The following is a 23,370-nucleotide window of genomic DNA, read 5'->3' on the forward strand; positions in this document are numbered from 1 at the left end:
ATGCGCGCGTTTGATTTTGAAATGTCGCGCCGGGGATTTGCCTCGGCGCTTGCCGCGGGCGCGTTGTCGCTTGCGCTGGTTGGCTGTGGCGGCGGAGCTGCGGGGGCGAGGTCTTCTGCGGGTTCGGCTGCTGGGTCTGCGGCGAGTGGCGCTGCCGCTGAGTCGGTCGAGGTGCGCGTTGCCTCGCTCAAGGGACCGACGTCGATCGGTCTGGTGCAGTTTATGGACCAGGCTGCCGATGGCGAGACGGACAATGAGTTCGACTTTGCGATCAGCGCCGCGGCCGACGAGATTGTGCCCAAGGTCATTCAGGGCGATATCGACATTGCCCTGGTGCCGGCCAACTTGGCGAGCGTGCTCTACAACAAGACCGAGGGTGCGGTGCAGGTCATCGACATCAACACGCTGGGCGTGCTGAACGTTGTGACGGGCGACGCAGGCGTGGCCTCGTTTGGCGATCTGGCGGGTCGTACCGTCTACATGACGGGCAAGGGCACCACGCCGGAGTACGTCATGAACTACCTGCTGGAGCGCGCGGGCCTGACCGGTCAAGTGACGCTCGAGTTTAAGAGCGAGCCCACCGAGGTGCTGTCGGCCCTGCTTGCCGACCCGTCCGCCGTGGGCGTGCTGCCGGAGCCATTCAAGACCGCTGCCATCGCCAAGAGCGAGGGCAGTCTGTCGGTACCGGTGAGCCTGACCGACGCGTGGGACGAGCTCGCGGGTGACACGGGCTCCCGTTTGCTGACGGGCGTGACCGTGGTGCGCCGTGCATTTGCCGAGGAGCATCCCGAGGCCGTGGCGGAGTTCTTGAGCTGCCATGCGGCGAGCGTTGAGGCCGTAAATGCGGCGCCGGCGGACTGGGCTCAGGCCGTGGTCGATGCGGGCATCGTGGATAATGCCACGATTGCCGAAAAGGCGATTCCCGGGTGCATGCTCGTGTGTCAGACGGGGAAAGATATGAAGGCGGCGCTCGGTGGGTACCTACAGGTGCTGGCCGATGCGGACGCGAGCGCCGTGGGCGGTAAGCTCCCGGCTGACGATTTCTACTACATGGAGTAGCCCGTGCGTGCGTTTGCTCGACAAATGACTGAGCGTGCGAAGGCGGTGGCGGCAGTGGGTGCCGTCGCCGCCTTTTGGCTTGCCGTGTGGATGCTGGTGGCGGCGCTGGTGGCGCAGCCGCTGATTTTGCCGGGGCCGGGCGCTGTTGCCTTGGCGCTGCTGCGCCTGGTGTGCGATGGCGGTACCTGGGCGATTTTGGCGGGCTCGGGCGCGCGGATACTAGGCGGGCTGGCGCTTGCCGCGGTGTGTGGTGGCGTGCTTGCCGGGATTTCGTCACGTTCGCGTGCGTTTGCGCGCCTGGTGGCTCCGGCGCTGTCGTTTGTAAAGGCGACGCCGGTTGCCTGCGTGGTGGTCCTGCTGCTCATTTGGTTGGGGTCGGCACGTGTGAGCATCGCGGCGGTCTTTTTGATGGCGCTGCCGGGCGTATATTTCTCGCTGGTCGAGGGTTTGACGCAGGTTGATAAGCCGCTGGAGCAGATGTTCCGCCTGCATGGCGTGCGGGGCTGGCGACTGTTTTGCGCCCATACCTGGCGTGAGGTGCTGCCGTTTGTGCTTTCGTGCGCGAAGGCGGTCATCGGCATGAGCTGGAAGGCCGGTGCGGCAGCCGAGCTTATCGGCATGGCGGTGGGTTCCGTGGGCGAGCGCATCTATCAGGCAAAGCTTTTGATTGAGACGGCTGATCTGCTGGCGTGGACCGTGCTGGTCGTTGCCGCCTCGTGGGCGTGCGAGCGCGTGCTGGTGTGGCTGCTGCGAGTTTCGGGACCCGTGGCGTGGGGAGCGGCCGTGCGGGCGCATGGGGATGGACTGCGCGGGCGCGCGGGGACCGCGAGCGATGGCGCTGCGGCGGAGCTTGCGCTCGCCGTGGGCGATCGCGCGCCCTGGGCGCCGGCGCTCGCCGGACTGGTGCTCAACGTGCCCGCGTCTGGGCGTATCTGTGTGATGGGCGCCTCGGGTGCGGGCAAGTCTACGCTCCTTGCCCTTGCGGCGGGGGAGTGCGCGCCGTGCTCCATGGTGTTTCAGGATGCACACTTGGTCGAGTCCGCCGCGGCGCTGGATAACGTGCTAGTGTGCGCCGATGCACGCGTGGACGCCTCGAGTGCTGCGGCCCTGTTGCGCCTGCTGGTGCCGGGGGTCGATGTACATACTCGCGTGGCCGAGCTTTCGGGCGGGCAGCGCCGTCGCGTCGAGATCGCTCGAGCCATGCTGTGCCCGGGCGGCGCGGTGATTCTTGACGAGCCCTTTACCGGTTTAGATACCGCTGCGCGCGACGCATGCGCCGAGGTCGTGCTCGACTTGCTCGACGGCCGTATGCTGCTGCTTGCATCGCACGATGTCGCCGACGCTCAGGCCCTCGATATCTCGGACATCATCACGCTCTAAATACCTACTCAGCAACAAAATGATTCGTTTTCCTCCGCCCCCATTGGGTCGGGTGTGCTATTCTATCTGCGGGGTAATACTTAGGAATACCAAGTAATACCAACGCAGCAGAAACAAACTCCGGATGCGGGCCAATCGGGTTGCCTTCACAGTCCGTCGCCCAGCCGCGTGGCCCGCATCTATCCGCACCACCGTCGTTTCAAAAAGGAAGCGCCATGGCAGAACACATGACCCCGGTTGTCGCGAAGGTCTTGCCCGAGGAAAAGGCGGCCTTCGCGGCGGCAACCCAGCTCGTGGGCACCACGCCGTCCAACGCCATCCGCATGTTTATCGCCGCGTTCAATCGCTGCGGCACCTTCCCGTTCGACATTTCGCCCAACGGGGCTTTTGGCGCTGCGCCCGATTCTCATCAACAATGACTGTCCCCAAGTGCCGGGTTTTGAGGAGGTTGGCATGCTCAATGCGCTGGTTTGGGCGCTTGCCTGTTTTGGTGTCGTCGCTGCCGATATTGCCCTGAGCATTGTTTTGTTCTCCGCGCTGGACATCGTGTCGGCACTGACGGGTTTCCCGATCGACAATCTCGATATTCAATGGTTTCAGGCCGCCGCTCAGACGGCGTCGTTTTTGATGGCGCTGCTGTGGTGGCGCTATCTGTGGCCCCGCTCCTTCATGGCGCGCCGGCAAGGTGAACGCCCGCTCGGCGGGGGAGCAAATGCTGCATGGAAGCGCGTCGCATGCGTTGTCGTGATCGGCCTATCCATGCAGGTGGTCATTAGCTACCTATGCGACGGCGTGCTGTCGCTGCTGCCCGAGGTTGCGGCGGACTATAGCGAGCTCGTCGAGGAAACAGGCTTGGGCGATACCAACCTTCTTGCCGTCCTGACCACGGTGCTCGGCGCTCCGTTTTGCGAGGAGTTGCTGGTGCGCGGCATTGTTTTTGAGTTTTCGCTACGAGCGTTTAATCCGCAGTGCCGCCCGCTTTGGAAGCGCAGGCGTCGTGCGAGCGCGCAGGACGGCGCCATGGTGCCCTGGGCGGCACCAAGCACGTGGGGTATCGCCGCGGCGATTGTGCTGCAGGCGGCAATCTTCGGTTTTATGCACATGAACTGGGTACAGGGCTGCTATGCGGGTGCCGCCGGCCTCATCTTTGGCTGGGTGCTCGTGACCACCGGAAAGCTCCGCTACACGATCCTGCTGCACTTTGCCTTTAACGCCGGGTCGTACCTGATGGGTCTGTTGTGGTTTGTGAACACACCGCTCGACGTGGTAATCACGGTCGCTATCGCCGGCGTCATCCTCGTTGAGGCTATGCGCTCGCTGCGCCACGCGTGTGGGATGGGCGCAGCGAGCGCGCCGCTGCCCTAGTTGCGACGCCCGCCTCCGTTGGCGCCCTGACGCCCCTGAGCTGCACGGTTGCGCCCGGCAGTGTTCTGTGCACGCGACATGCCGCCGTGCCCCTTGCTGCCTTTGGGTCCCTTGCCGCCAGCGCCACCGTGCGGCTTGCCGCCTTTCTTGCCGGTGCCATGCCCACCGCCAGCAGGCGTCTCACCCGGGCGCGGCGGCACGGGGCGGATTAGACAGTGTTTGGTGTAGCCGATCAGGTCACGACGCCCGGCTTTTTCCAGCGCCTCGCGCACGAGCTTGTAGTTCTCGGGCTTGCGATACTGGATGAGCGCGCGTTGCATGGCCTTCTCGTGCGGGTCGCGTGCCACGTAGATCGGCTGCATGGTGCGTGGGTCCACGCCGGTGTAGTACATGCAGGTCGACATGGTGGACGGGGTGGGGTAGAAGTCCTGCACCTGCTCGGGCATGTAGCCCATGTCGCGCACGGCCTCGGCAAGGTCCACAGCTTCCTTCATGGTCGAGCCGGGGTGGCTCGAGATTAGGTATGGCACTACGTACTGCTTGAGTCCGTATTCGCGGTTCAAGCGTTCAAATTTACGGCAGAACGCGTCGTAGACGGCGCGGCTCGGCTTGCCCATCACAGAGAGCACCGCGTCGCTCACATGCTCGGGCGCTACGCGCAGCTGGCCCGAGACATGGTGTTCCAGCAGCTCGCGCAAAAACTCGTCCGAGGCATCTGCCATGGTGTAGTCAAAACGGATGCCGCTGCGGACGAAGACCTTTTTGACGCCCGGCAGCTGGCGCAGGTCGCGCAGCAACTGTGTGTAGCCGCTCTCGTCGACCACCATGTTTTTGCATACGCTCGGCCACAGGCAGCGCTTGTTCTTGCACACGCCGTGCTTGAGCTGCTTGTCACAGGCCGGGCGGCTAAAGTTGGCCGTCGGTCCGCCCACGTCGTTGATGTAGCCCTTAAACTCGGGATCGCGCGTGAGCAGCTCGGCCTCGCGCATGATCGAGTCGTGGCTGCGCATCTGCAGTACGCGGCCCTGGTGGAAGGTGAGGGCGCAAAACGAGCACTCGCCAAAACAGCCGCGGTTGGAGCTAATGGAAAATTTGATTTCGGCAAAGGCCGGTACGCCGCCCGCCGCGTCGTAGTCGGGATGCCAATCGCGGGCGTAGGGAAGCTCGGCCACATCGTCCATCTCGTCGGTGGTGAGCGTCGCCGATGGCGGGTTCTGCACCACATAGACGCTGTTGGGATAGGGCTCTACCAGGCGATGACCGGTGATGGGGTCCATATTCTGCTGCTGCACGTTAAAGCTGCGCGCGTAGTTGAGCTTGTCGGCGGTAAGGTCGTCCCAGCTGGGCAGCAGGTCGTAGTCGTAGACCTCGTCGAGCGAACCCGTGCGGTAGACGGTGCCGTTGATATAGGTGATCTGGTCGACGGGCAGTCCCGCGTCGAGCGCGTCGGCGATCTCGACAATCGCGTGCTCGCCCATGCCGTAGATGAGGATGTCGGCGCCCGAGTCGAGCAGTACCGAGCGCTTGAGCTTGTCCTGCCAGTAGTCGTAGTGGGCCAGACGGCGCAGGCTCGCCTCGATGCCGCCGATGATGATGGGAGCGTCCTTGAACGTCTGGCGGATGAGGTTGCCATAGACCGTGACGGCTCGGTTGGGACGGTGCCCCTCTTCGCCGCCGGGGGTGTAGGCGTCGGAGTGGCGGCGGTGCTTGGTCACCGAATAGTGGTTGACCATGGAGTCCATGTTGCCGGCACTGACGAGAAAGCTCAGGCGAGGCTCGCCGAGCACCGTGATGCTGGCGGGATCGGTCCAGTCGGGCTGGCAGATGATACCCACCTTGTAGCCGTGCGCGTCAAGGACGCGGCTGATGATAGCCATGCCAAAGCTGGGATGGTCCACGTAGGCGTCACCGCAGATGTAGACAAAGTCGCACTGGTCCCAGCCGCGCGCATCCATGTCGGCACGACTGACGGGGAGGAACTTATCGCGGCCCGGACGCCAGGGGCGGGCGGGCGTCGCTTGGGAATGCTTGGTGCGGGCGACCGTGGCCTGCGCCTTACCGCCGCGCTTTTGCTGCTGGCCCTGTTTGCCCTGCTGACTGCGCTGGTTGTTCTGAGCGTGCTGAGGCTTTTTTGCCACGATCCCTCCCGGTGTTTGTATGCTGCACGTAATTGTAACCAGTCTTTTTGGGACGGGGCTAAAAAGACTGGTGGAGTACATGGGTTGGCGGATCGGCGTATCGATGCGGGTGCCGTTTGTTTCCAGACTGTGTATCCGCGCGTTGGGGAGCCCGTCTCGCGCGCATGCCATGTTGTCAATGGGTTACAGTATGAACGGCGGCTATGTTTCCGCCAACGCACGAGAGAGTCGTCAACAAGGAGGATGCACGACGATGCAGCGTGCCAAACAGATATCGGAGTCTATTGAGCTGGGCATCATCTTGGCGCTCGCCGGTGGCTTTATGGATGTGTATTCGTACATTGGGCGCGATCATGTTTTCGCCAACGCGCAGACGGGCAACATCCTGCTCGTGGGCGTGAGCATCTCGGAAGGCAACTGGGCACTGGCGGGGCGCTACTTCTTCCCCGTGGTGTCGTTTGCTGTGGGCATTATGCTTGCCGACCTGGTTCACGAGCGGTTTGGCAGTGTGATTCACTGGCGCCAGGTGACGGTGTTTTTTGAAGCCGTTATCTTGCTGGGCGTGAGCTTTATCCCGGGCGGCGGTTACAACCTGCTCGCCAACTGCCTCACCTCGTTTGCCTGCGGCATGCAGGTCGAGAGCTTCCGCAAGATCCACGGTCACGGCATCGCCACGACCATGTGTATCGGCAACCTCCGTAATGCCTTGCAAAACGTGGACGACTACATCATCACCCACAAGCGCGGCTTTTTGGAAAACGGCCTGCTGTACTTTGGCGTGATCTTTACCTTTGTGTTTGGCGCCGTGTTGGGCAACTGGTGTATTGAGCGCATGGGCCTGCACGCCATCGTCGTGGCGAGCGTGCTGCTGTTTGTCGCGTTTGCCATCATGTTCATCGACCGCGAGCGCGACTTGCGTTTTCGCTGGAAGGTTGCGGCCGAGGCTTGGAAAGAGGGCTGTCGAAAGTAACCGAATGCGGCAAAGGGACAGCCCCTTTGCCGCAATATATTTTCATCTCTATGTAGTACAGCTTCAGGAGCCAGGAAAAAACTATCTAGCTCCTGAATGTTGTTACGAACTGCTTTTTGCAATTTATTCGAGATGCTCTTCAATCCGAGCCCTCAGAAGGGCAATGGCAGTGGGTATTCCAATTGCGGCGGCTAATTCGGCTTTATCCAAAACCTGTATGTTAAAGCACGATTGTTTATCACATTGAAGGACGTTAACTGAAGATAGCTTCACTTCCCGTTGACTGAATATATCGTAATCTCCAAATAGGAAGTTACCTTTTATTGTGTAATTCGGTATGTTCGTTACGCACTTCATCTCAAGTCTGTTTAGGCCATAATCGAACACCGCAACTTCCTTGTGTTCGATGATGAGCGCAACCCTGGGCATGTTACTAAAACCACCGTCGACGACAGTAAAGAGCTTTTCATTTGCATCGTCATAAACGGTGTATTTAAGACTCAATAGCTGTCCTAGTGGACCCGTGAACCCATGTCTTTTGATGTTGAGGTTGTCTCCCGCTGGGTTGACGAGAGCCAGAGCATGCGGATAAGGGTTACCTTCAATTGAGATTCGATATTCGTTTGTAGCCGTCTTGCTCGATTTAGGACCAGTAGCCATCACGCGTCATCGCCTCGATCGAATTGGAACCGTCTTCTGCTTCGTGCGGAGAATTACGCTGTACGTTGCAGTACATGCAGCTGCAATAACCGCATGGGCAATTTCTAACAAAATGAATGACACTATTTGCTGCATGCATATTAATTACTATAAAGTATCCTTTTATAAACGTATTGTCAAACATATATTGCTAAAACAGAAACAATTTATAGACTGAGTTGGTCGTATTCTTTGGGCAATTGCTCCTATAATCTAGCCTTCGCTGCAGTCGGGAGGGAAGGGCTGGGGCTCCGTTATTATGTTGAAACGCTTTAACACTTTTGACGTTCTCATGCATTTTTTGTTTCAAAAGCGTTAGGATGGAACTTGCAGCGCGGGGCGTAATGGGTGCCCCGCACACGATGGGAGGCTATCAATGGCTAATCGTTTCGTTCTCAATACCATTTCTTATCATGGTTCCGGCGCCATCAAGGAGATCCCCGGTGAGCTCCAGCGTCGCGGCTACAAGAAGATCTTCGTCTGCTCCGACCCCGATCTGGTTAAGTTTGGCGTTACCGCTAAGGTGACCGACGAGCTCGACGCCGCCGGCATCGCTTGGAGCCTCTACTCCGAGATCAAGCCCAACCCCACTATCCAGAACGTCAAGGACGGCGTCGAGGCCTTCAAGGCCGCCGAGGCTGACGCTATCGTGACCATCGGTGGTGGCTCCTCCATGGACACCGCCAAGGCCATCGGCATCATCATCAACAACCCCGAGTTCGCCGACGTCCGCAGCCTCGAGGGCGTTGCTCCCACCAAGAACCACGCCGTGTTCACCATCGCCGTGCCGACGACCGCCGGTACCGCCGCCGAGGTGACCATCAACTACGTCATCACCGACCCCGAGAAGGTCCGCAAGTTCGTGTGCGTCGACACCAACGACGCCCCCGAGGTTGCCGTCGTCGACCCCGACATGATGGCTTCCATGCCCGCCGGCCTTACCGCTTCCACTGGTATGGACGCTCTGACCCACGCCATCGAGGGCTACACCACCAAGGGCGCCTGGGAGCTCTCCGACATGTTCCACTTTGAGGCCATTAAGTTGATCAGCGAGAACCTGCGCGACTCCGTTGCCGAGGCCAAGTCCGGCCAGCCCGGCTCCGGCCGCGAGGGCATGGCTCTTGGTCAGTATGTCGCCGGCATGGGCTTCTCCAACGTTGGCCTGGGCATCGACCACGCCATGGCTCACACCCTGTCTGCTCACTACGACACCCCGCACGGCGTCGCTTGCGCCATGCTGCTGCCGATCGCCATGGAGTTCAACAAGCCGGTCTGCGCCGAGCGCCTGGCCAAGGTTGCCGTCGCCATGGGCGTTGACACCACGGGCATGAGCACCGACGAGGCTGCCGACGCCGCCATCGCCGCCGTCAAGCAGCTCTCCGCCGACGTGAACATCCCGCACGTCTGCGAGGCCATGAAGGCCGACGAGATCGAGGTCCTGGCCAAGGACGCCATGGCCGACGCTTGCTTCCCGGGTAACCCGCGCGAGGCGACGCTCGACGACGTCATCGAGCTCTTCAAGAAGATTTGCCCGGCTGCCTAGCCCAGTTTGGTGGTCCTTCGCCCGTAGGCGTATGGTCTTTTGACTTGCTGCTGGCCCCGCCGTGCTACGCGCGGCGGGGCTTTTTGTGCCGCGCCGATGCCCCAAGATGGGCAAAACCAAGGCATGCTGCCCGCTGCGGATAGGTGGTGCACTTCTCAGCGTGCATTTTTGGGAGTATTCAGCAAGCTCTGAAAAATGCATAACGTTGTGAATGGGCCGCAGTGGCCCGCAGACGCCCATCGACAGCCCTTGTGGGCGGGCTATCGATGAGCGGAGGGGGCTGCCACCGCGTTTTTGGTTTGCGACGACCTGCAACACTGCTGTAACCGCGTCGCTTTGCCGTTTGCGATGGGGCTGACGGGGTCCACGGTGCTGAATACTCCGTATTTTGCACGGTCCAAGGTGGGGTACCCTGAGACGAAGCAAATAGATGCCTCATATTTATGCAGATACCGATAGGATTTATGCAAGATTGGGACTGTAAACCGAGCGCGTGCACAAAACCGGTGCGGGGACGTCTGGAGTCGGCTCGGTTTCTAGAGTATTGCACGTGCAGAAAGGTTAAAATCGGGGCTCGGTCTTAGTTTTACTTGGAAGGATGCATATGGCTTCTAATGTTGATGCTTCTCTAGAGGAGACGCTCTCCTATATTACTGACCAGTTGAAGACGCTGACTTCTATTGCTTCACCTACGGGCTATACCCGTGCGGCTACTGACTATCTAATGGAAACGTTGCGCGATATGGGCTTTGGCCCCGAGCGCTCCAATAAGGGCAACGTGTTGGTTGAGCTTGGCGGCGAGGGCGAGCCGCTCGTATTGGCGAGCCATGTCGATACCCTGGGCGCCATGGTGCGCTCCATCAAGGACAATGGTCGCCTGCGTCCCACGACGCTTGGCGGGCATCAGTGGTCTACGGCCGATGGCGAGAACTGCACCGTTTACACGCGCGATGGCAATGTCTACACGGGTGTGGTTCTCAATACCGAGCCTTCGGCGCATGTGGCCGATGAGCCGGTCAAGACCATCGAGAAGAACATGGAAATCCTGCTCGACGAGAACGTCGACAGCAAGGACGACGTGCTCGAGCTGGGCATTCAGGCTGGAGACATCATCGCTATGGATCCGCGCACCACGGTGACGGAGAGCGGCTACATCAAGAGCCGCTTCCTTGACGACAAGCTGTCCGCGTCGATTCTGCTGGGTCTGGCTCGCGCCGTTGCTGACGGCGAGGTGACGCTCTCGCGCAAGGTGTCACTGCTCTTTACCGTGTACGAGGAGGTCGGTCACGGCGGCGCCTTTGTGCCGGCCGACACGCGCGAGATGATCAGCGTGGACATGGGCTGCGTGGGCGACGATCTGGGCTGCACCGAGCGCATGGTTTCGATCTGCGCCAAGGATTCGGGCGGTCCGTACAACTACGACCTGGTGACGACGCTGTCCAACATCGCGCGCGAGCTTGAGCTCGACTACGCGATCGATGTGTATCCGCACTACGGCTCCGACGTCGAGGCTACGCTTTCGGCTGGTTACGACATTCGCCACGGCCTGATCGGTCCCGGCGTGTACGCGAGCCACAACTACGAGCGCAGCCACATCGACGGCGCGCGCAATACCTACGAGCTCGTTCGCGCCTACGTTCAGCGCTAGGGGAAGCGGTTCATAGCTTGGCTGACCAATTGCTCTAAGGCCCGATTGCTCGGGCCTTTTTTCAATTCAGTCCGTTTAGTATTATCCTGTATAAGATAAGTTATTTTAACGCGTGAAATACTTAACGAGGTGATGCGGCGCATGGATACATCGGAATACTTATCTATGGGTGATGCCGCCCGTCTACTAGGCGTCACAAAGGCTCGCATATCGCAACTGGCGGCATCCGGAACGCTCGCATGCAATACTGTGGGTGGACGGAAGATGGTTGAGTATAATTCCGCGATCGCCTATCAAAAGGTCCGCAAACGAGGGCGCCGTCCTGCAGCCGATGTGGGGCGCAAGTTTACGCTGATGTCGGCCGACCATGAGGTCGCGCATGTCTCATTTGATCCGACGCGCGAGTTTCCCTTCGAAATCGCCGAGGTCCTCGATACGCAACGAATGCCGTTTGGCACGTGTTCGAGCTTTTCTCCAACGGTGAATAAGCGGGAGCTCAACGTGTGGTGGAGCCATCGGTCGGTGCCCGATGTTCGCCCTGGGCTTATCTCGCGCTACCGCGAGCTGGGGGTTGTCAGCGGCGTTGAGGTGCCGGTTCAGTGCCTGGGCCTCTCGCTTTCGGATTGCTATTGGCTGCGGCCGACCGATTGTGCCGAACTCAAATGGCAAAACATCAATTATTTTGAGAACGAATTTGAGCGATCGGCGCCCGAAGAGCGTTCGGGTTGGCTGGAAGGCATCGGTCTTAAAAATCCGGATAACACGTCCGAGGGCGAGCTTCCTAAATCGTGGATGATCCGAAACGGCATTCGCATTTTGGCTAAAGGACGCGGCATGGACGATCAGCGTCCCTTTAACGAGGCGGTTGCAACGGCTCTGCATCGTCGCTTGCTGTCGGAGGGCGAGTTTGTTCCTTATACGGTTGAGCGGATGTTCGATGGCCCTGTGTGTCTGTGCGACGACTTTCTTGACGGCCGCGAGGAATACGTTCCGGCTGTTTACGTTAAGGGCGCACTTGGTAGCCAGCGGGGAGACTCGACATACGATCGATACTGTCGCTACCTTGGCAAGCATGGTGCCGATGAGGTCGCTGTGAGAAGGTCTATGTCGCAGATGATTGTCTGCGATGCCCTTTTGGCCAACAGCGACCGCCATTGGCGAAACTTCGGCATCATCCGTAATGTCGACACCCTGGAGATAAAACCTGCACCGCTGTTCGATAGCGGCAACTGTCTGTGGTATAACGTGCCAACTGTCTTGCTCGCGGCTGGGGAGTTTGGGTTTTCCGCTAAGCCGTTTGGGCCCGACCCTTCCGCTCAGCTGGCGCTTGCGGACTCGCTCGATTGGTTCGATTCATCGCGGCTCAACGGATTTGTTGATGAGGCGATCGAGATTCTTTCGCAGAGCGAATGGGCGACGGCGGAGGGTCGACTCGAGGCCATTTGCCGCGGCCTCGAGCGTCGCGTAATCGAGGTTGGTGCCGCTGTTGAGGTACTTCGACACGTGCAGCGATAAACCCACGGCTACTTAAGTGCGCCGGTCACGGTACCGCCGCCCAGGACGATGTCGCCGCGATAGACTACAACGGCCTGGCCGGGGGCGATGGGTCGTTGCGGCTCGTCAAAAGTTAGCAGCATTTGTCCGCCGGCGCCACGTGTAAGGGTTGCTGCCTGGTCTTTCTGACGGTAGCGGTACTTGGCGCCCACGCGGATGCCGCCGGCGTCGAGCTCCGCCTCCATGTGGTCGGCGGGGGCGCTCCAGATCCAGTCGTTGGCCGTGAGCGCTGTGGCCGCCAGGTCCTCGGCCTCGCCCAGATGCACGGTGTTGTTGGCGGCGTCGACGCCCGTTACGTACACGGGATGCGCCATCGCAACGCCCAGGCCCTTGCGCTGGCCGATGGTGTAGCGCAGCGCGCCGTTGTGGCGCCCGACCACGCTGCCGTCGCGCCACACAATGTCGCCCGGTGCAGCGGGATGTCCGCAGCGGCGCTCGATATAGCCCGCGTAGTCACCGTCTGGAATAAAGCAGATGTCCTCGCTTTCGGCCTTCTGGGCGTTGGTAAAGCCCTGCTCGGCGGCTATGCGGCGCACGTCGCGCTCTTTGTCTAGGCCTGCCAGCGGAAAGATCGTGTGTGCCAGGCGTTCCTGCGTAAGCGAATACAAAAAGTAGCTCTGGTCCTTTTTGGGATCTTCGCCGCGATGTAGCTGCCAGGTGCCGTCTGCCGCCTGGCTTGTTTTGGCGTAATGTCCCGTTGCGATGTAGTCGCAGCCCATATCCAGCGCCGCATCCAGCAGCGCGCCAAACTTAATGTGGCGGTTGCAGATGATGCACGGGTTGGGCGTCAGTCCTTCCTGGTAGGCGTTCACAAAGCACTCGATCACGTTGCGGTCGAAGGTCTGCTGCAAGTCGAGCACATGGTGGGGTATCCTCAGGCGCTCGGCGACGGCCTTTGCATCGGCGATGTCGCAGTCGACTTTGCTCATACCCGTGGCGGGGTCGGGCGCGGGGCAGGTGAGACGCATGGTGGCGCCGATGCATTCGTAGCCCTGGCGCTTGAGCAGATACGCGGTCACGCTGGAATCGACGCCGCCGCTCATGGCGACGAGCACGCGCTTATTGTGCATGGGGAGGTTCTCCTTGGTGGCATGTGGCCAAAAAAAGAAAAGCGGCACGGGAGGCTGGTTCCGCGCCGCAGACATTGTAGCAAGTTCGGGCGTCGTGTGGGACACCCTGTTGGGATGGGCTCAGGCAGCCAGAAGAGAGGGCAGACCGGCGTGCCTTGGGTCTATCGACAAGTGACGGGCCCTTAGTCCTGGAACAGTGCCGTGGACAGGTAGCGCTCGCCGGTGTCGGCAAGCAGGGCCACGATGGTCTTACCCTCGTTCTCGGGGCGCTTGGCCAGCTGCAGCGCGGCCCACACGGCGGCGCCTGACGAAATGCCCACGAGCACGCCCTCCTTGTGGCCCACGGCGCGGCCGGTGGCAAAGGCGTCCTCGTTCTCGACGGGGATGATCTCGTCGTAGACCTGGGTGTCGAGGACGTCGGGCACAAAGCCGGCGCCGATACCCTGGATCTTGTGCGGGCCGGCCTGGCCCTTAGAGAGCACCGGGGAGGTGGCGGGCTCGACGGCGACGACCTGAATCTCGGGGTTTTGCTCCTTGAGGAACTCGCCCACGCCGGTCACGGTGCCGCCGGTGCCGACGCCGGCGACGAAGATGTCGACCTTGCCGTCGGTGTCGTCCCAGATCTCGGGGCCGGTCGTGGCCTTGTGAATGGCCGGGTTCGCGGGGTTCACAAACTGGCCGGCGATGATGCTGTTGGGAGTTTCCTTCTGCAGCTCCTCCGCCTTGGCGATAGCGCCCTTCATGCCCTTGGAGCCGTCGGTGAGCACGAGCTGTGCGCCGTATGCCTGCATGAGCTTGCGGCGCTCGACGGACATGGTCTCGGGCATAGTGATGATCACCTTGTAGCCGCGGGCCGCCGCCACCGAGGCGATGCCGACGCCGGTGTTGCCGCTCGTGGGCTCGATGATGGTGTAGTCGCCACCGCGCACGAGCTTGCCGGCCTTCTCGGCCTCGTCAATCATGTTCTTGGCGACGCGGTCTTTGACGGACCCGGCGGGGTTGAAGTATTCCAATTTGACGAGCACACGGGCCTTGAGGTCCTCGTCGGCCTCGAAGTGGGTGAGCTCCAGAAGCGGGGTGTGGCCGATAAGCTGATCGATGGACGTGTAAACATTGCTCATGGTGAACCTCCAAAGTGTTCAAATGACTGGATACCGTGTGGTTTTACGGTGTGTGTGGCAGCGAAACCCACAAACCTTATGGGTTGTTCGTTTTGCTGTTGGCAAGCATAGTAGACAGTAAAGCCTAGTAACGCAATAGGAAATAGAAGATTATTACGAGTCGATTAACCATCTTGACGGGAATAGGTATTTTCAAAACCAATTTTTCGGCTAGAATTTCTACGAATTAAAAGACCGAAAGGCAGCTATATATATGTTGGTTTCCACAAAGGGCAGATATGCCCTGCGCGTTATGGTCGACCTGGCCGAGCACCAGGCGACAGGCCGTATCCCGCTTAAAGAGATTGCGGCGCGTCAGGGTATTTCGGAGAAGTACCTCGAGAATATTCTGGCTACGCTCGTGCGCGCCAACATGCTCTCGGGCATGCGCGGCAAGGGCGGCGGCTATGTGCTCACGCGCCCGCCCGAGCAGTACACGGTGGGCGAGATCTTGCGCCTGACCGAGGGCAGCCTGGCGCCGGTCGCCTGCCTGGATGGCGACTGCAAGGGTTGTTCGCGCTCTGACGAGTGCCCCACGCTCGACGTGTGGAAGAACCTGGACAAGCTTATCAACGACTACCTCGACGGTGTGACGCTCGATCAACTTGTCGCTCCCAACGAAGGCTACGACTACGTGATCTAGCCCACCTGCCATTTGGGGACGGGGTGGAAATGGCAGATTCTCTCGCCCTTTGAGACTTGGCAAATAAGAAGGCCGCCCATTTTTGTGATGGGCGGCCTTCGTTTTGGGCTGTTGAGACGGGCGCGGCCGGAATGGCCGTTTCAGCCCTCGGCGATGCTGTCGAGGATGCTGCGCATGATGGACACCAGGATGCTGCCCATAAAGGCCGATCCAAAGCTGGCGATGGAGATACCCGCGCCCAGCAGATTGACCGACAGATAGCTGGCCAGCTCGAGCATAAAGCTGTTGACTACGAGCTGAAAAATACCCAGCGTAATGATCGTGAGCGGCAGCGAGATAACCGTCAGAAACGGCTTGACGAGCGAATCGACGATGTTCAGGAACAGTCCCACGAAGGCGAAACAGACCCAGGCCTCGGCAAAACCGAAGGGCTGGATGCCGGGGACGAGGAACGTGGCGATCGCGATGGCGATCGAGGTGAAGAGCCAGTTAAGCATAAAGCGCATGGCGTGAATCCTTTCTTGCGCCGGGGTTGCTGGCGTCGCGTGAAGCGGCTTGCGGCGGCGACCTGGATGGTTGCGCGGGTGCGCCGCGGTGTTTGGACGCCCATTGTCTCAAATATTCGTGGAGCTTACGTGCGCATTCGGTTTCTAAACGGCGTTCGTCCTGAAAAACGCGCCGCTGACAGAGAGTCTTGTCGCTTTAGTTTGGTGGTGTGCTACACTGCTACGGGCAAAAGCCACAGGCGTTGCCCTATTGCATAGAACGGGCGAACGATGCCCGATGTCAGTATCAACTTCGATGCCTTTTGGCGGGTTTGGCGGTGATCGATGAATATCGAGAACATGTTTGACAAGCCTGATGTCAAGCAGCTAGTCCACGCATTTAGTCTTTTGGATGACGAGAAGGATATCCAGGCGTTTTTAACCGATATCTGCACGCCGCGCGAGATCTGCGATCTTTCGCAGCGTCTGCAGGTTGCGCGTTATCTGGATGATGGCGAGCCTTATGTTGAGGTTCAGGCCCGCACCGGCGCTTCGTCCACTACGGTGAGCCGCGTGTCCAAGGCGCTTAATGGCGAGTACGGTGGCTATCGCAAGATCCTCATCAAACTGGAGGATGGCGAGTAGGCCATCGGCGACAAACGAATTGCGCAGAACCGTCCCTTCGGGGGCGGTTTTTTGATCCCTTGGGGACGGAGGAAATCTGTTGGCGTGGGGCAAATCTGTCCGCGTGGGCGGGTAGGATGGAAGTATTGATTATTGCGAACGGTTTGAGTGGAGGACCATGCCTGTTCGAATCTATACCACCAACGCCGGCGCGGATTTGAGCGATGCCGAGGCGGCGCTGCTCGCCGACCTGGTTGCCCGCCACGGGCGTGCCGTTTTGCTGGTGCCTACGTTTGCCGAGCTCGATCTGTGCCGTCATGATGCGGCGGAAGCTGGGATTTCACTGGGTATCGATTACAAGACCCCTTCGTCGTGGCTCCGTTCGCTGTGGGAGCTTATGGGCGATGGCCGCAGCTTTGTGGATAACCTTCAGCGCCAGATGCTGTTCTCGGACATGATCGACCGCTGCGACGACGCTGCTCTGCAGCCGCTCTCGCGCAGCCAGGGCACGGTGCGCATGCTTGCGCGTATGGCCCGCGATGTGTTGCCGGGCGTGGCGGGGGCGGGCGACGAACGCTGCCGCGGCAACGTTTGCCAGCCAAAGCCCAAAAGCGACGCCGAGGCCCGTGTGTTCGAGCTTCTGTGCGCCCATGCGAGCGGTTTGGACCGCCGAGGCATGGTCGAGCCTTGCGAGGCGGCTGACATGATGGCCGGTGCCCTGGCCGATAACCTGCCGGGGTGCACCCGTGCCGTTTGCGTGCGCGGCGTCACGTCATTTACGTATAGCCTGCTCGAGCTGCTGTCCGCCGTGGCAAACAACGGGGGAGAGGTTGTCGTGCTGCTCGCCCGCGAGCAAGCGGCGATGCGTGAGGAGCTGGCCACGGCCCTTGATGCCTGCGGCGTGCTGTTTGAGGTTGCACCGCTGGATGAGGATGCCGGCGCTCCCGCGACTGCTCCAAAGTCCGTCGCACGTCCTGCCTTTGTGGAAGTCGCCGGGCCCCATGCCCGTGCCCGTGTCTATGCGGACGTCATCGATAAGATGGTGAAAGCGCACGAGGAGTCCAAGGTCAACGATGCCGCCTCCGCACCCGCCGATCCCGTGCGCGTGCTCGTGGTGTCCGCCCGGGCGCCCCAGCTGTTCGGCGAGCTCGCTGCCCGTTTGGCGGCGCGTCACATTGCGGCCGAGACGACTGAGTTCACGGCGTTTTCCCAGTCCATCGCAGGCAGGCAGTTTACGGCGCTCGCCAACCTGATCGAGCGTATGAAAGCCGCCGATGAGGGCATGGCGTCAAAGACCGAGTGGTGGCCCGCGCCGGAGCTTACCGACTGGATCTACAGTCCGCTTTCGGGCGCTGATGCCGTCAATGCCTGTACCTTCGATAAGAATATGCGTCTCTCGCGCAGCAAGACTACCGCGGGCGTTAAGAGCCTGCTGCAGAGCGTTCAGGGCCAGGTGAGGGGCGCGCGCAAGGCGGCGAGCGACGAAAACTGGTTTAAGAATGTGCCGTGTGTGGTCTCGGACGTGTTCCAGGCGCTGTGGCGTGACAGGCCCGTGACGGCGCTCAAGGCCATGCTTGCCGTTGCCGAGGCGTTGCCCGATCGCTCGCTGGGCAGCTTGGATGGCCAAGCCCGTCGCCAGGCGGAGGTGGCCCTGCTGCGCCATGTCATCGACATCCTTATGAACGATGCTCGCGCGCTCGACGTGTCGCAGGCCGCGACCGTACCGGTTCTCGATGGCGTTCGAACCAAGGTGGACAAGCGCAGTACGGCATATGACTACGAGACATTTGAGGTCGACCGTGCGCCGCGCGCCCAGGTGCGCTTTGCATCGCTTGCCGATGCAGCAGCTCTGCGCCCCGGTAGCTATGATGCCGTCCTGTTTGCCGATGTCGATCTGGACAGCTATCCGCTCTCGCATGAGGAGGGTCCGCTGGCCACGCTGACGGCGAGCCTTGGTCGCGAGGGCGTGACGCTTGAGCCCGCGGCCTTGCTGCGCGTGCGCTTTGGCCACGCGATGCAGGCGGCGCGCGGCCCGCTTGCGCTCGCCCGCGTGACGCACGATCGCCAGGCGCGCGAGTGCTATCCGGCTGCCGTGTGGACCGAGTTGCGAGCGCATGCCGAGGCCGCTGATGCTGCTAAGCCCACGCGCGTGGGCGAGGGCGATATCGTGAGGGACTTCGATCCCGCGGCAGGCGAAGGCCTCAAGCGCGAGCGCGTGACCTGTGAAGCCCCTCAGCATCTGAGTGCCGAGGCCGTGCCATATCTGGTCCTGCGCCGTCGCGATGGCGAGGGCGAGGACGCGCCGCTCGTGCCGCGCCTGACGTCCGCCTCGCAGATCGAGGCCTATTCCACCTGCCCGCTATGCTGGTTCGTGTCGTATCGCGTCAAGCCCCAGTCCATCGACGCGGGCTTTGGGAACATGGAGAAGGGCAACTTTGTTCACGACGTGCTGGAACACCTGCACGCCCGTCTGCCCCAGGAGGGCATGGAACGCGTGACGCCCGAGAACCTGCCACGTGCTCAGGAGCTGCTGCGCGAGGTCTTTGACGAGACCTTGGCCGAACATGCCTCCAAGCGTGGCAACGAGGGCCCGCTTGTGCCGCTCTCTCCGGTAGAGGAGCGGCAGGTGGCCGAGATTTTGCCGCAGCTGGAGGGCGTGCTTGCCTATGAAGCCGAGGCGCTGACCCCCTTTGCTCCGCGCTACCTGGAGTTTGCCTTTAACGATCTTAACGTTGAGTATGCCGGCTGGCCGCTCGGCGGGCGCATCGACCGTGTGGACGTGGATGCCGAGAAACGCGCCGTGGTGATCGACTATAAGCACCGCACGGGCGTTGAGGAGTTTAAACTCGCCGACCCTACGGTGCGCGACGAGGAATCGGGTGAGGCCGCCATCGACGACCCGCGGTGGCTACCGCCACATACCCAAACGCTCATCTACGCCCAGGCCATGCGCCGGGCGCTGGATCTGGATACCCGTGCGGCGCTCTATTTTTCGACCAAGGGCGGCAAACCGGCGCTGCGAGGCGCCGCGAGTGCCGAGCTGCTCGAGGAGGAACGTGGTGACGGCCGCATTCCGGGGCTTAAGAAGGGTTTTCCCGGCGAGGGCGGCAACATGGACTTCGATGCCCTGCTCGACCGCGTGGAGGCCGGTATCGCCGAGCGCCTGCATGAGCTCGAGGCGGGCGACGTCGCCGCTGTCGACCCGGCGTCGACGCAGGCCGCGCATGCGCGCTGCTCGTATAACCATGAAGGAACGTTTGTAAGGAGGGACGTGTAGACCATGGATCTTTCGACCTTGATGCCGCAACAGCTGCAGATCGTCAAGACGCTCGACCGTCCGCTGTTTGTCTCGGCGGGCGCCGGTTCGGGCAAGACCTTTACCCTCACGCGCCGCATCGTCTACGCGCTCTCGCCCGAATCCGGTCCGTTCGTTGAACATCTGGACCAGGTGCTCGCCATCACCTTTACCAAAGATGCCGCGGCCGAGATTCGCGACCGCGTGCGCCGTGCGCTTATCGACGAGGGCATGGACGAGGAAGCACTGACCGTCGACGACGCGTGGATCTCGACCATTCACGGCATGTGCTCGCGTATCCTGCGCGCACATGCGTTGGAGCTGGGCATCGATCCCGAGTTCACGGTGCTCACCGATACCGACGAGCTCATGGATCAGGCTGTTGAGCATGTGTTGGGTCGCGCGACGGCGCCCGATGCCGCCCCCGAGCTCGCGGCATCGCTCAAGGCCCTCTACGCCTGGTATCCCATGGCGGGCGAGGGCGGTCCCTTTGGCGCCGGCACGACCGTCAAAGGCCTGGTGCGCGATCTGTTGGAGCTATCGAGCCAGCTGCCGGGCGGTATGGACGACGTGTGCGTGGCGCGCGGCCAGGCCGATACCTCGGCACTCGCCGATGCCTATCGCGCGGCGTTGGGCGCAAGCAAGGCCGCGACCGAGAAGGCACAGACGGCGCTCGATGCCATCGACGCGTTCGAGGCGAGCGGCAAGACCATGACCGATGCGGCGCGACTCATGATGTCGTGTACCATGCCTCGGGCGAGTAAGGCATTCCCTAAGGAGCAGGTGGAGCTGCTCAAGGCCGAGGCGGCCGATGCGTTTATCAATATCGTGCTTGCCTGCGGCGGCCCGGCGCTCGATGCGCTGGTGGGCCTGGCTCGCTCCGTCGAGGCCGAGTATCGCGCACTCAAGGCCGAGCAGTCCGCCCTCGATAACAACGACCTGCTGCGCATGGCCTATGAGGCGCTGCGCGATTACCCGGCCATTCGCGCCGCGTACGAGGGCCGCTTTAAGATGGTTATGATCGACGAGTTCCAGGACACCGACCAGATGCAGGTCGATTTGATTCGCTATCTGACGGGTGCGGGGGAGCGCGCGCTGTGCACCGTGGGCGATGCGCAGCAGTCCATCTATCGCTTTCGTGGGGCAGAGGTCGAGGTGTTCCGTCGCCAGGAGCGCAAGGTGGGCTCCTCTGCTGCGCCCGAGACCTCCGTCGCATCCGATGCCCCTGCCGGCGAGCTCGTCAAGCTCGTGCGCAACTTCCGCAGCCACGACGAGGTGCTGCGCTATGTGGCACGCGTCTTTGACGGCGATACCGGTGGTTTGATGCAGGGGTTCTTGGATCTTGAGCCGAGTGACGATCGCGAGGACAAGCTCAAGGCAAAGGCTTCGCGCCGCCAGGCGCTGCTCGTTGCCGGCGGCAGCACCCAGGAGCGAACGCAGGCGAAAGCTCGTGCGATTGCGGAGCGGTTCCAAGCGCTCGTTAAAGCGGGCCAGCCCCAGGGTGGCATGGTGCTGCTGCTGGGCCGCATGACCAACGCCGACGTCTACGCCCAGGCCTTCCGCGACCAGGGGCTCGACTGCGTGATCGCAGGCGGTTCGGTCTTTGCCCAGGCTGCCGAGGTCCAAACGGTGCGTGCCCTGGTGTGCGCGCTTGCTAACCCGGCCGATACGGCGCAGGGTCTTATGCCGCTGCTGGCCTCACCGATGTTTGCGCTCGGCGCTCAGGAATTCCTGGCGCTGGCGACCAAGCTGGACGAGCAGACGGGGGAGACGTCGCGCCGCAACATCGATGCGGGCATCATGAGCGATTCCGATGTGCCCGGCTTGCAGGGCTTGCCACTGGTGACGCGCGCCCGCGAGGTGCTGCGCTATGCGCTTCGCCGCGTGGGACGCGATTCGTTTGCCGTCATCGCGCGTGACGTGGTCAATGCCTCTGGCTGGTTTGTGCGCCTGGCGCAGCGTGGTCCCGAGGGCAAGGCCATTGCCGCCAATGTACTCAAGGCGCTCGACGCTGTGGCCGAGGCAGAAGCCGAACTCGGCAACTCCCCGCGTTCCATCGCCCTCGCCTTCGATCGCTTCTTGGCGGGCAAGGAGGCGCCGGGCGCACTCAACGAGGAGGGCGAGGGCACGGTGCGCATCATGACTGTGCATGCGTCTAAAGGCCTGGAATACCCGGTCGTTGCTGTTGCCGAGTGTTTTGGCGTGCGCAAGTCGTCCGGTGCGGCGCAGATGGGTCGCGTCGAGGGCGGAGCGCAAGTCGTGGCGCTGCCGGCGCGCTTCGATGGCGTTAAGCTCGCGGACGGCACATTCGTGAAGGGCGATGACGTCAAAAAGCAGTTTGAGCACGCGTTTAAGGGCAAGGGCACGTCGCTGTGGCTGCCGTCGGAGCTTATGGAGGACGTGTGCGCGACGGGTTCTCCCGCCGAGGTATTTGCCCGTCTGCGCAACGATGACCTTCAGCTTTCGCTCGAGGAGCGGGCTCGTTTGCTCTACGTCGCCATGACGCGTGCGCGCGAGTTGGTTATTCTGGCGATGGATGCCGGCGTGAGCCGTGGCAAGGTGCGTGCGCCGACCTTCGACGTCGAGACCGATCTGACCTACGACGTGCTGCGTCGTATTTTGCCGACGGGCGCCCTGGACATGCCGCAGCTCGATGCCGACCGCTTGGTGTTCGACAACTCCCAGCCGGGCGACTACGAACTTATCTCGCTGGCGGACTTTACGTTTGGCGAGCAGGCGTTTGAGGCCAACGCTTCGCTGGATGTCGAGGGAAGGCTCGTTCGCGGTGATGCGGAGGCGGAGGACAACGGCGAGCACGCTCGCGCCACCGTTCCCGGCCCTGCCGACCCCGAGCCAGATTCGTTTGAGCTCGTGTATCCCCAGGCGGTGGGCGTGCGCATGGGCACGTGTCCGCTCCCGGCGCGTGACTCGTATAGCTACTCATCGATCGCCGCGGCCCTGCATGCCGAGACGGAAGATCGTGCTGTCGAGACGCGTGTGCCCATGGACGAGGCCGGCGATGACGCAGAATCGGATGGCTCGGAGATGACCGATGCGGACGTGGCTGCTGTCGAGTCTGCCGGCAATCCCATGGCCTTGGGCTCGGCCTTCCATGCCGCCTGCCAGTGGCTCATCGAGATGGGTGCCGATGCGCTGCCCGCCGAGCGCGCCGATGCACTGGCGCGTCTGTGGCGCTTGACGCCGGAACAGCGCGAGCGTTTTGACGTCGCCTTGAATCGCTGGCTCGGGTCATCGGTCCGTGCCGAGCTGCTTGCTTGGCCGTGTGTCCGTGCCGAGGTGCCGTTCTTCTCGCTGGGTTGCGAGGACGATGACATTGCTCGCTACGGTGCGTATGCCGAGGGCGCCATCGATGCGCTGGCAACCGACCCGGCCGATCCGTCGCGCGCGCTGGTCATCGACTACAAGACGGGTGGCGCGCCGGACGAGACGCCCGATCAGCTGCTGGAGAAGCATGCCCTGCAGGCGCGTGTCTATTCGGATGTTCTGCACAAGGCGGGCTTTGAGGGCGTGACCGTCAAGTTCGTCCGCGTGGAACAAGTTGACCAGATTTCCTCTGCCGAACCCGCCGAGCCCCAAGTGGTCACCTACAACCTCTAGCCCGCACCTGCGATTGGGCAGTCTTTTTGGGACGGGGCTTTTTTTAGCTACTTTGAGGATGGTTTTCTTGGGGTGGCAAAAGTAGCTAAAAAAGCCCCGTCCCAAAAAGACTGCCCGTG

At 61.6% G+C, this 23,370-nt stretch carries 17 protein-coding genes; 12 read left to right on the plus strand and 5 right to left on the minus strand.

The features are described from left to right. From DWZ52_RS00300 to DWZ52_RS00315, 4 genes are all read left to right on the plus strand, one after another. Complete coding sequence (locus DWZ52_RS00300) at positions 1 to 1,059, plus strand: ABC transporter substrate-binding protein (RefSeq protein ID WP_117757912.1); 1,059 nt, start codon at positions 1 to 3, stop codon at positions 1,057 to 1,059. A 3-nt stretch (positions 1,060 to 1,062) separates the two neighbouring features. Continuing rightward, positions 1,063 to 2,439 carry an ATP-binding cassette domain-containing protein gene (locus tag DWZ52_RS00305; RefSeq protein ID WP_147352126.1) on the plus strand — a complete coding sequence of 459 codons (1,377 nt, stop codon included), beginning with the start codon at positions 1,063 to 1,065 and terminating at the stop codon, positions 2,437 to 2,439. A 215-nt stretch (positions 2,440 to 2,654) separates the two neighbouring features. After that, complete coding sequence (locus DWZ52_RS00310) at positions 2,655 to 2,858, plus strand: hypothetical protein (RefSeq protein WP_055252556.1); 204 nt, start codon at positions 2,655 to 2,657, stop codon at positions 2,856 to 2,858. Positions 2,859 to 2,892: 34 nt separating this feature from the next. Beyond that, a complete protein-coding gene (locus DWZ52_RS00315) occupies positions 2,893 to 3,804 on the plus strand; it encodes a CPBP family intramembrane glutamic endopeptidase (RefSeq protein WP_117639800.1) in 912 nt (303 codons plus the stop codon). On the opposite strand, the gene DWZ52_RS00320 is transcribed toward DWZ52_RS00315, so the two are convergent. Then, positions 3,801 to 5,942 (minus strand): YgiQ family radical SAM protein, encoded by a 2,142-nt coding sequence (locus DWZ52_RS00320; RefSeq protein ID WP_233524905.1) that lies wholly within the window; start codon positions 5,940 to 5,942, stop codon positions 3,801 to 3,803. The genes DWZ52_RS00315 and DWZ52_RS00320 overlap by 4 nt on opposite strands. A 253-nt stretch (positions 5,943 to 6,195) precedes the next feature. Between DWZ52_RS00320 and DWZ52_RS00325 the strand changes: the two genes are divergently transcribed. After that, on the plus strand, positions 6,196 to 6,912 hold the full coding sequence (locus tag DWZ52_RS00325) for a YoaK family protein (RefSeq protein ID WP_117639796.1): 717 nt from the start codon (positions 6,196 to 6,198) through the stop codon (positions 6,910 to 6,912). 123 nt (positions 6,913 to 7,035) lie between these two features. Here the strand turns inward: DWZ52_RS00325 and DWZ52_RS00330 are convergent, their stop codons facing one another. Continuing rightward, the gene (locus DWZ52_RS00330; protein ID WP_117639794.1) at positions 7,036 to 7,572 is read right to left on the minus strand and encodes a hypothetical protein; all 537 of its coding nucleotides are present in this window, start codon (positions 7,570 to 7,572) and stop codon (positions 7,036 to 7,038) included. Between the two features lie 415 nt (positions 7,573 to 7,987). Here DWZ52_RS00330 and fucO point away from each other — a divergent pair, with 415 nt between their 5' ends. The 3 genes from fucO (at position 7,988) to DWZ52_RS00345 (ending at position 12,317) form a co-directional block, all read left to right on the plus strand. After that, entirely contained in the window at positions 7,988 to 9,154 is a 1,167-nt protein-coding gene (gene fucO, locus DWZ52_RS00335) for a lactaldehyde reductase (protein WP_022094861.1), read from the plus strand. Between the two features lie 604 nt (positions 9,155 to 9,758). Continuing rightward, positions 9,759 to 10,802: a M42 family metallopeptidase gene (locus DWZ52_RS00340; protein WP_117639792.1), complete on the plus strand. Its 1,044-nt coding sequence runs from the start codon at positions 9,759 to 9,761 to the stop codon at positions 10,800 to 10,802. A 264-nt stretch (positions 10,803 to 11,066) separates the two neighbouring features. After that, entirely contained in the window at positions 11,067 to 12,317 is a 1,251-nt protein-coding gene (locus tag DWZ52_RS00345; RefSeq protein WP_117639790.1) for a DNA-binding protein, read from the plus strand. A gap of 8 nt (positions 12,318 to 12,325) precedes the next feature. Here the strand turns inward: DWZ52_RS00345 and mnmA are convergent, their stop codons facing one another. Together mnmA and cysK are read right to left on the minus strand one after the other, a co-directional pair. Further along, positions 12,326 to 13,426, minus strand: coding sequence for a tRNA 2-thiouridine(34) synthase MnmA (mnmA, locus tag DWZ52_RS00350; RefSeq protein WP_117639788.1), 1,101 nt, complete (start codon positions 13,424 to 13,426; stop codon positions 12,326 to 12,328). A 182-nt stretch (positions 13,427 to 13,608) separates the two neighbouring features. Then, positions 13,609 to 14,547, minus strand: coding sequence for a cysteine synthase A (cysK, locus tag DWZ52_RS00355; protein WP_117639786.1), 939 nt, complete (start codon positions 14,545 to 14,547; stop codon positions 13,609 to 13,611). 253 nt (positions 14,548 to 14,800) lie between these two features. On the opposite strand from cysK, the gene DWZ52_RS00360 reads away from it, so the two are divergent. Beyond that, positions 14,801 to 15,229 (plus strand): Rrf2 family transcriptional regulator, encoded by a 429-nt coding sequence (locus DWZ52_RS00360; RefSeq protein WP_117564502.1) that lies wholly within the window; start codon positions 14,801 to 14,803, stop codon positions 15,227 to 15,229. Between the two features lie 140 nt (positions 15,230 to 15,369). On the opposite strand, the gene DWZ52_RS00365 is transcribed toward DWZ52_RS00360, so the two are convergent. Continuing rightward, on the minus strand, positions 15,370 to 15,735 hold the full coding sequence (locus DWZ52_RS00365; RefSeq protein WP_055250947.1) for a phage holin family protein: 366 nt from the start codon (positions 15,733 to 15,735) through the stop codon (positions 15,370 to 15,372). Positions 15,736 to 16,059: 324 nt separating this feature from the next. Between DWZ52_RS00365 and DWZ52_RS00370 the strand changes: the two genes are divergently transcribed. The 3 genes from DWZ52_RS00370 to DWZ52_RS00380 all read left to right on the plus strand — a co-directional run bounded on the left by DWZ52_RS00370 (position 16,060) and on the right by DWZ52_RS00380 (position 23,251). Beyond that, complete coding sequence (locus DWZ52_RS00370) at positions 16,060 to 16,359, plus strand: YerC/YecD family TrpR-related protein (protein WP_118384612.1); 300 nt, start codon at positions 16,060 to 16,062, stop codon at positions 16,357 to 16,359. Between the two features lie 157 nt (positions 16,360 to 16,516). Continuing rightward, positions 16,517 to 19,615: a PD-(D/E)XK nuclease family protein gene (locus DWZ52_RS00375; RefSeq protein WP_118384613.1), complete on the plus strand. Its 3,099-nt coding sequence runs from the start codon at positions 16,517 to 16,519 to the stop codon at positions 19,613 to 19,615. Between the two features lie 3 nt (positions 19,616 to 19,618). Beyond that, positions 19,619 to 23,251: an exodeoxyribonuclease V subunit beta gene (locus tag DWZ52_RS00380; protein WP_118384614.1), complete on the plus strand. Its 3,633-nt coding sequence runs from the start codon at positions 19,619 to 19,621 to the stop codon at positions 23,249 to 23,251. The last annotated feature ends 119 nt before the right edge of the window (positions 23,252 to 23,370 follow it).

Origin of the sequence: Collinsella sp. AF33-16 (assembly GCF_003475325.1) — a bacterium.
Classification (GTDB): domain Bacteria; phylum Actinomycetota; class Coriobacteriia; order Coriobacteriales; family Coriobacteriaceae; genus Collinsella.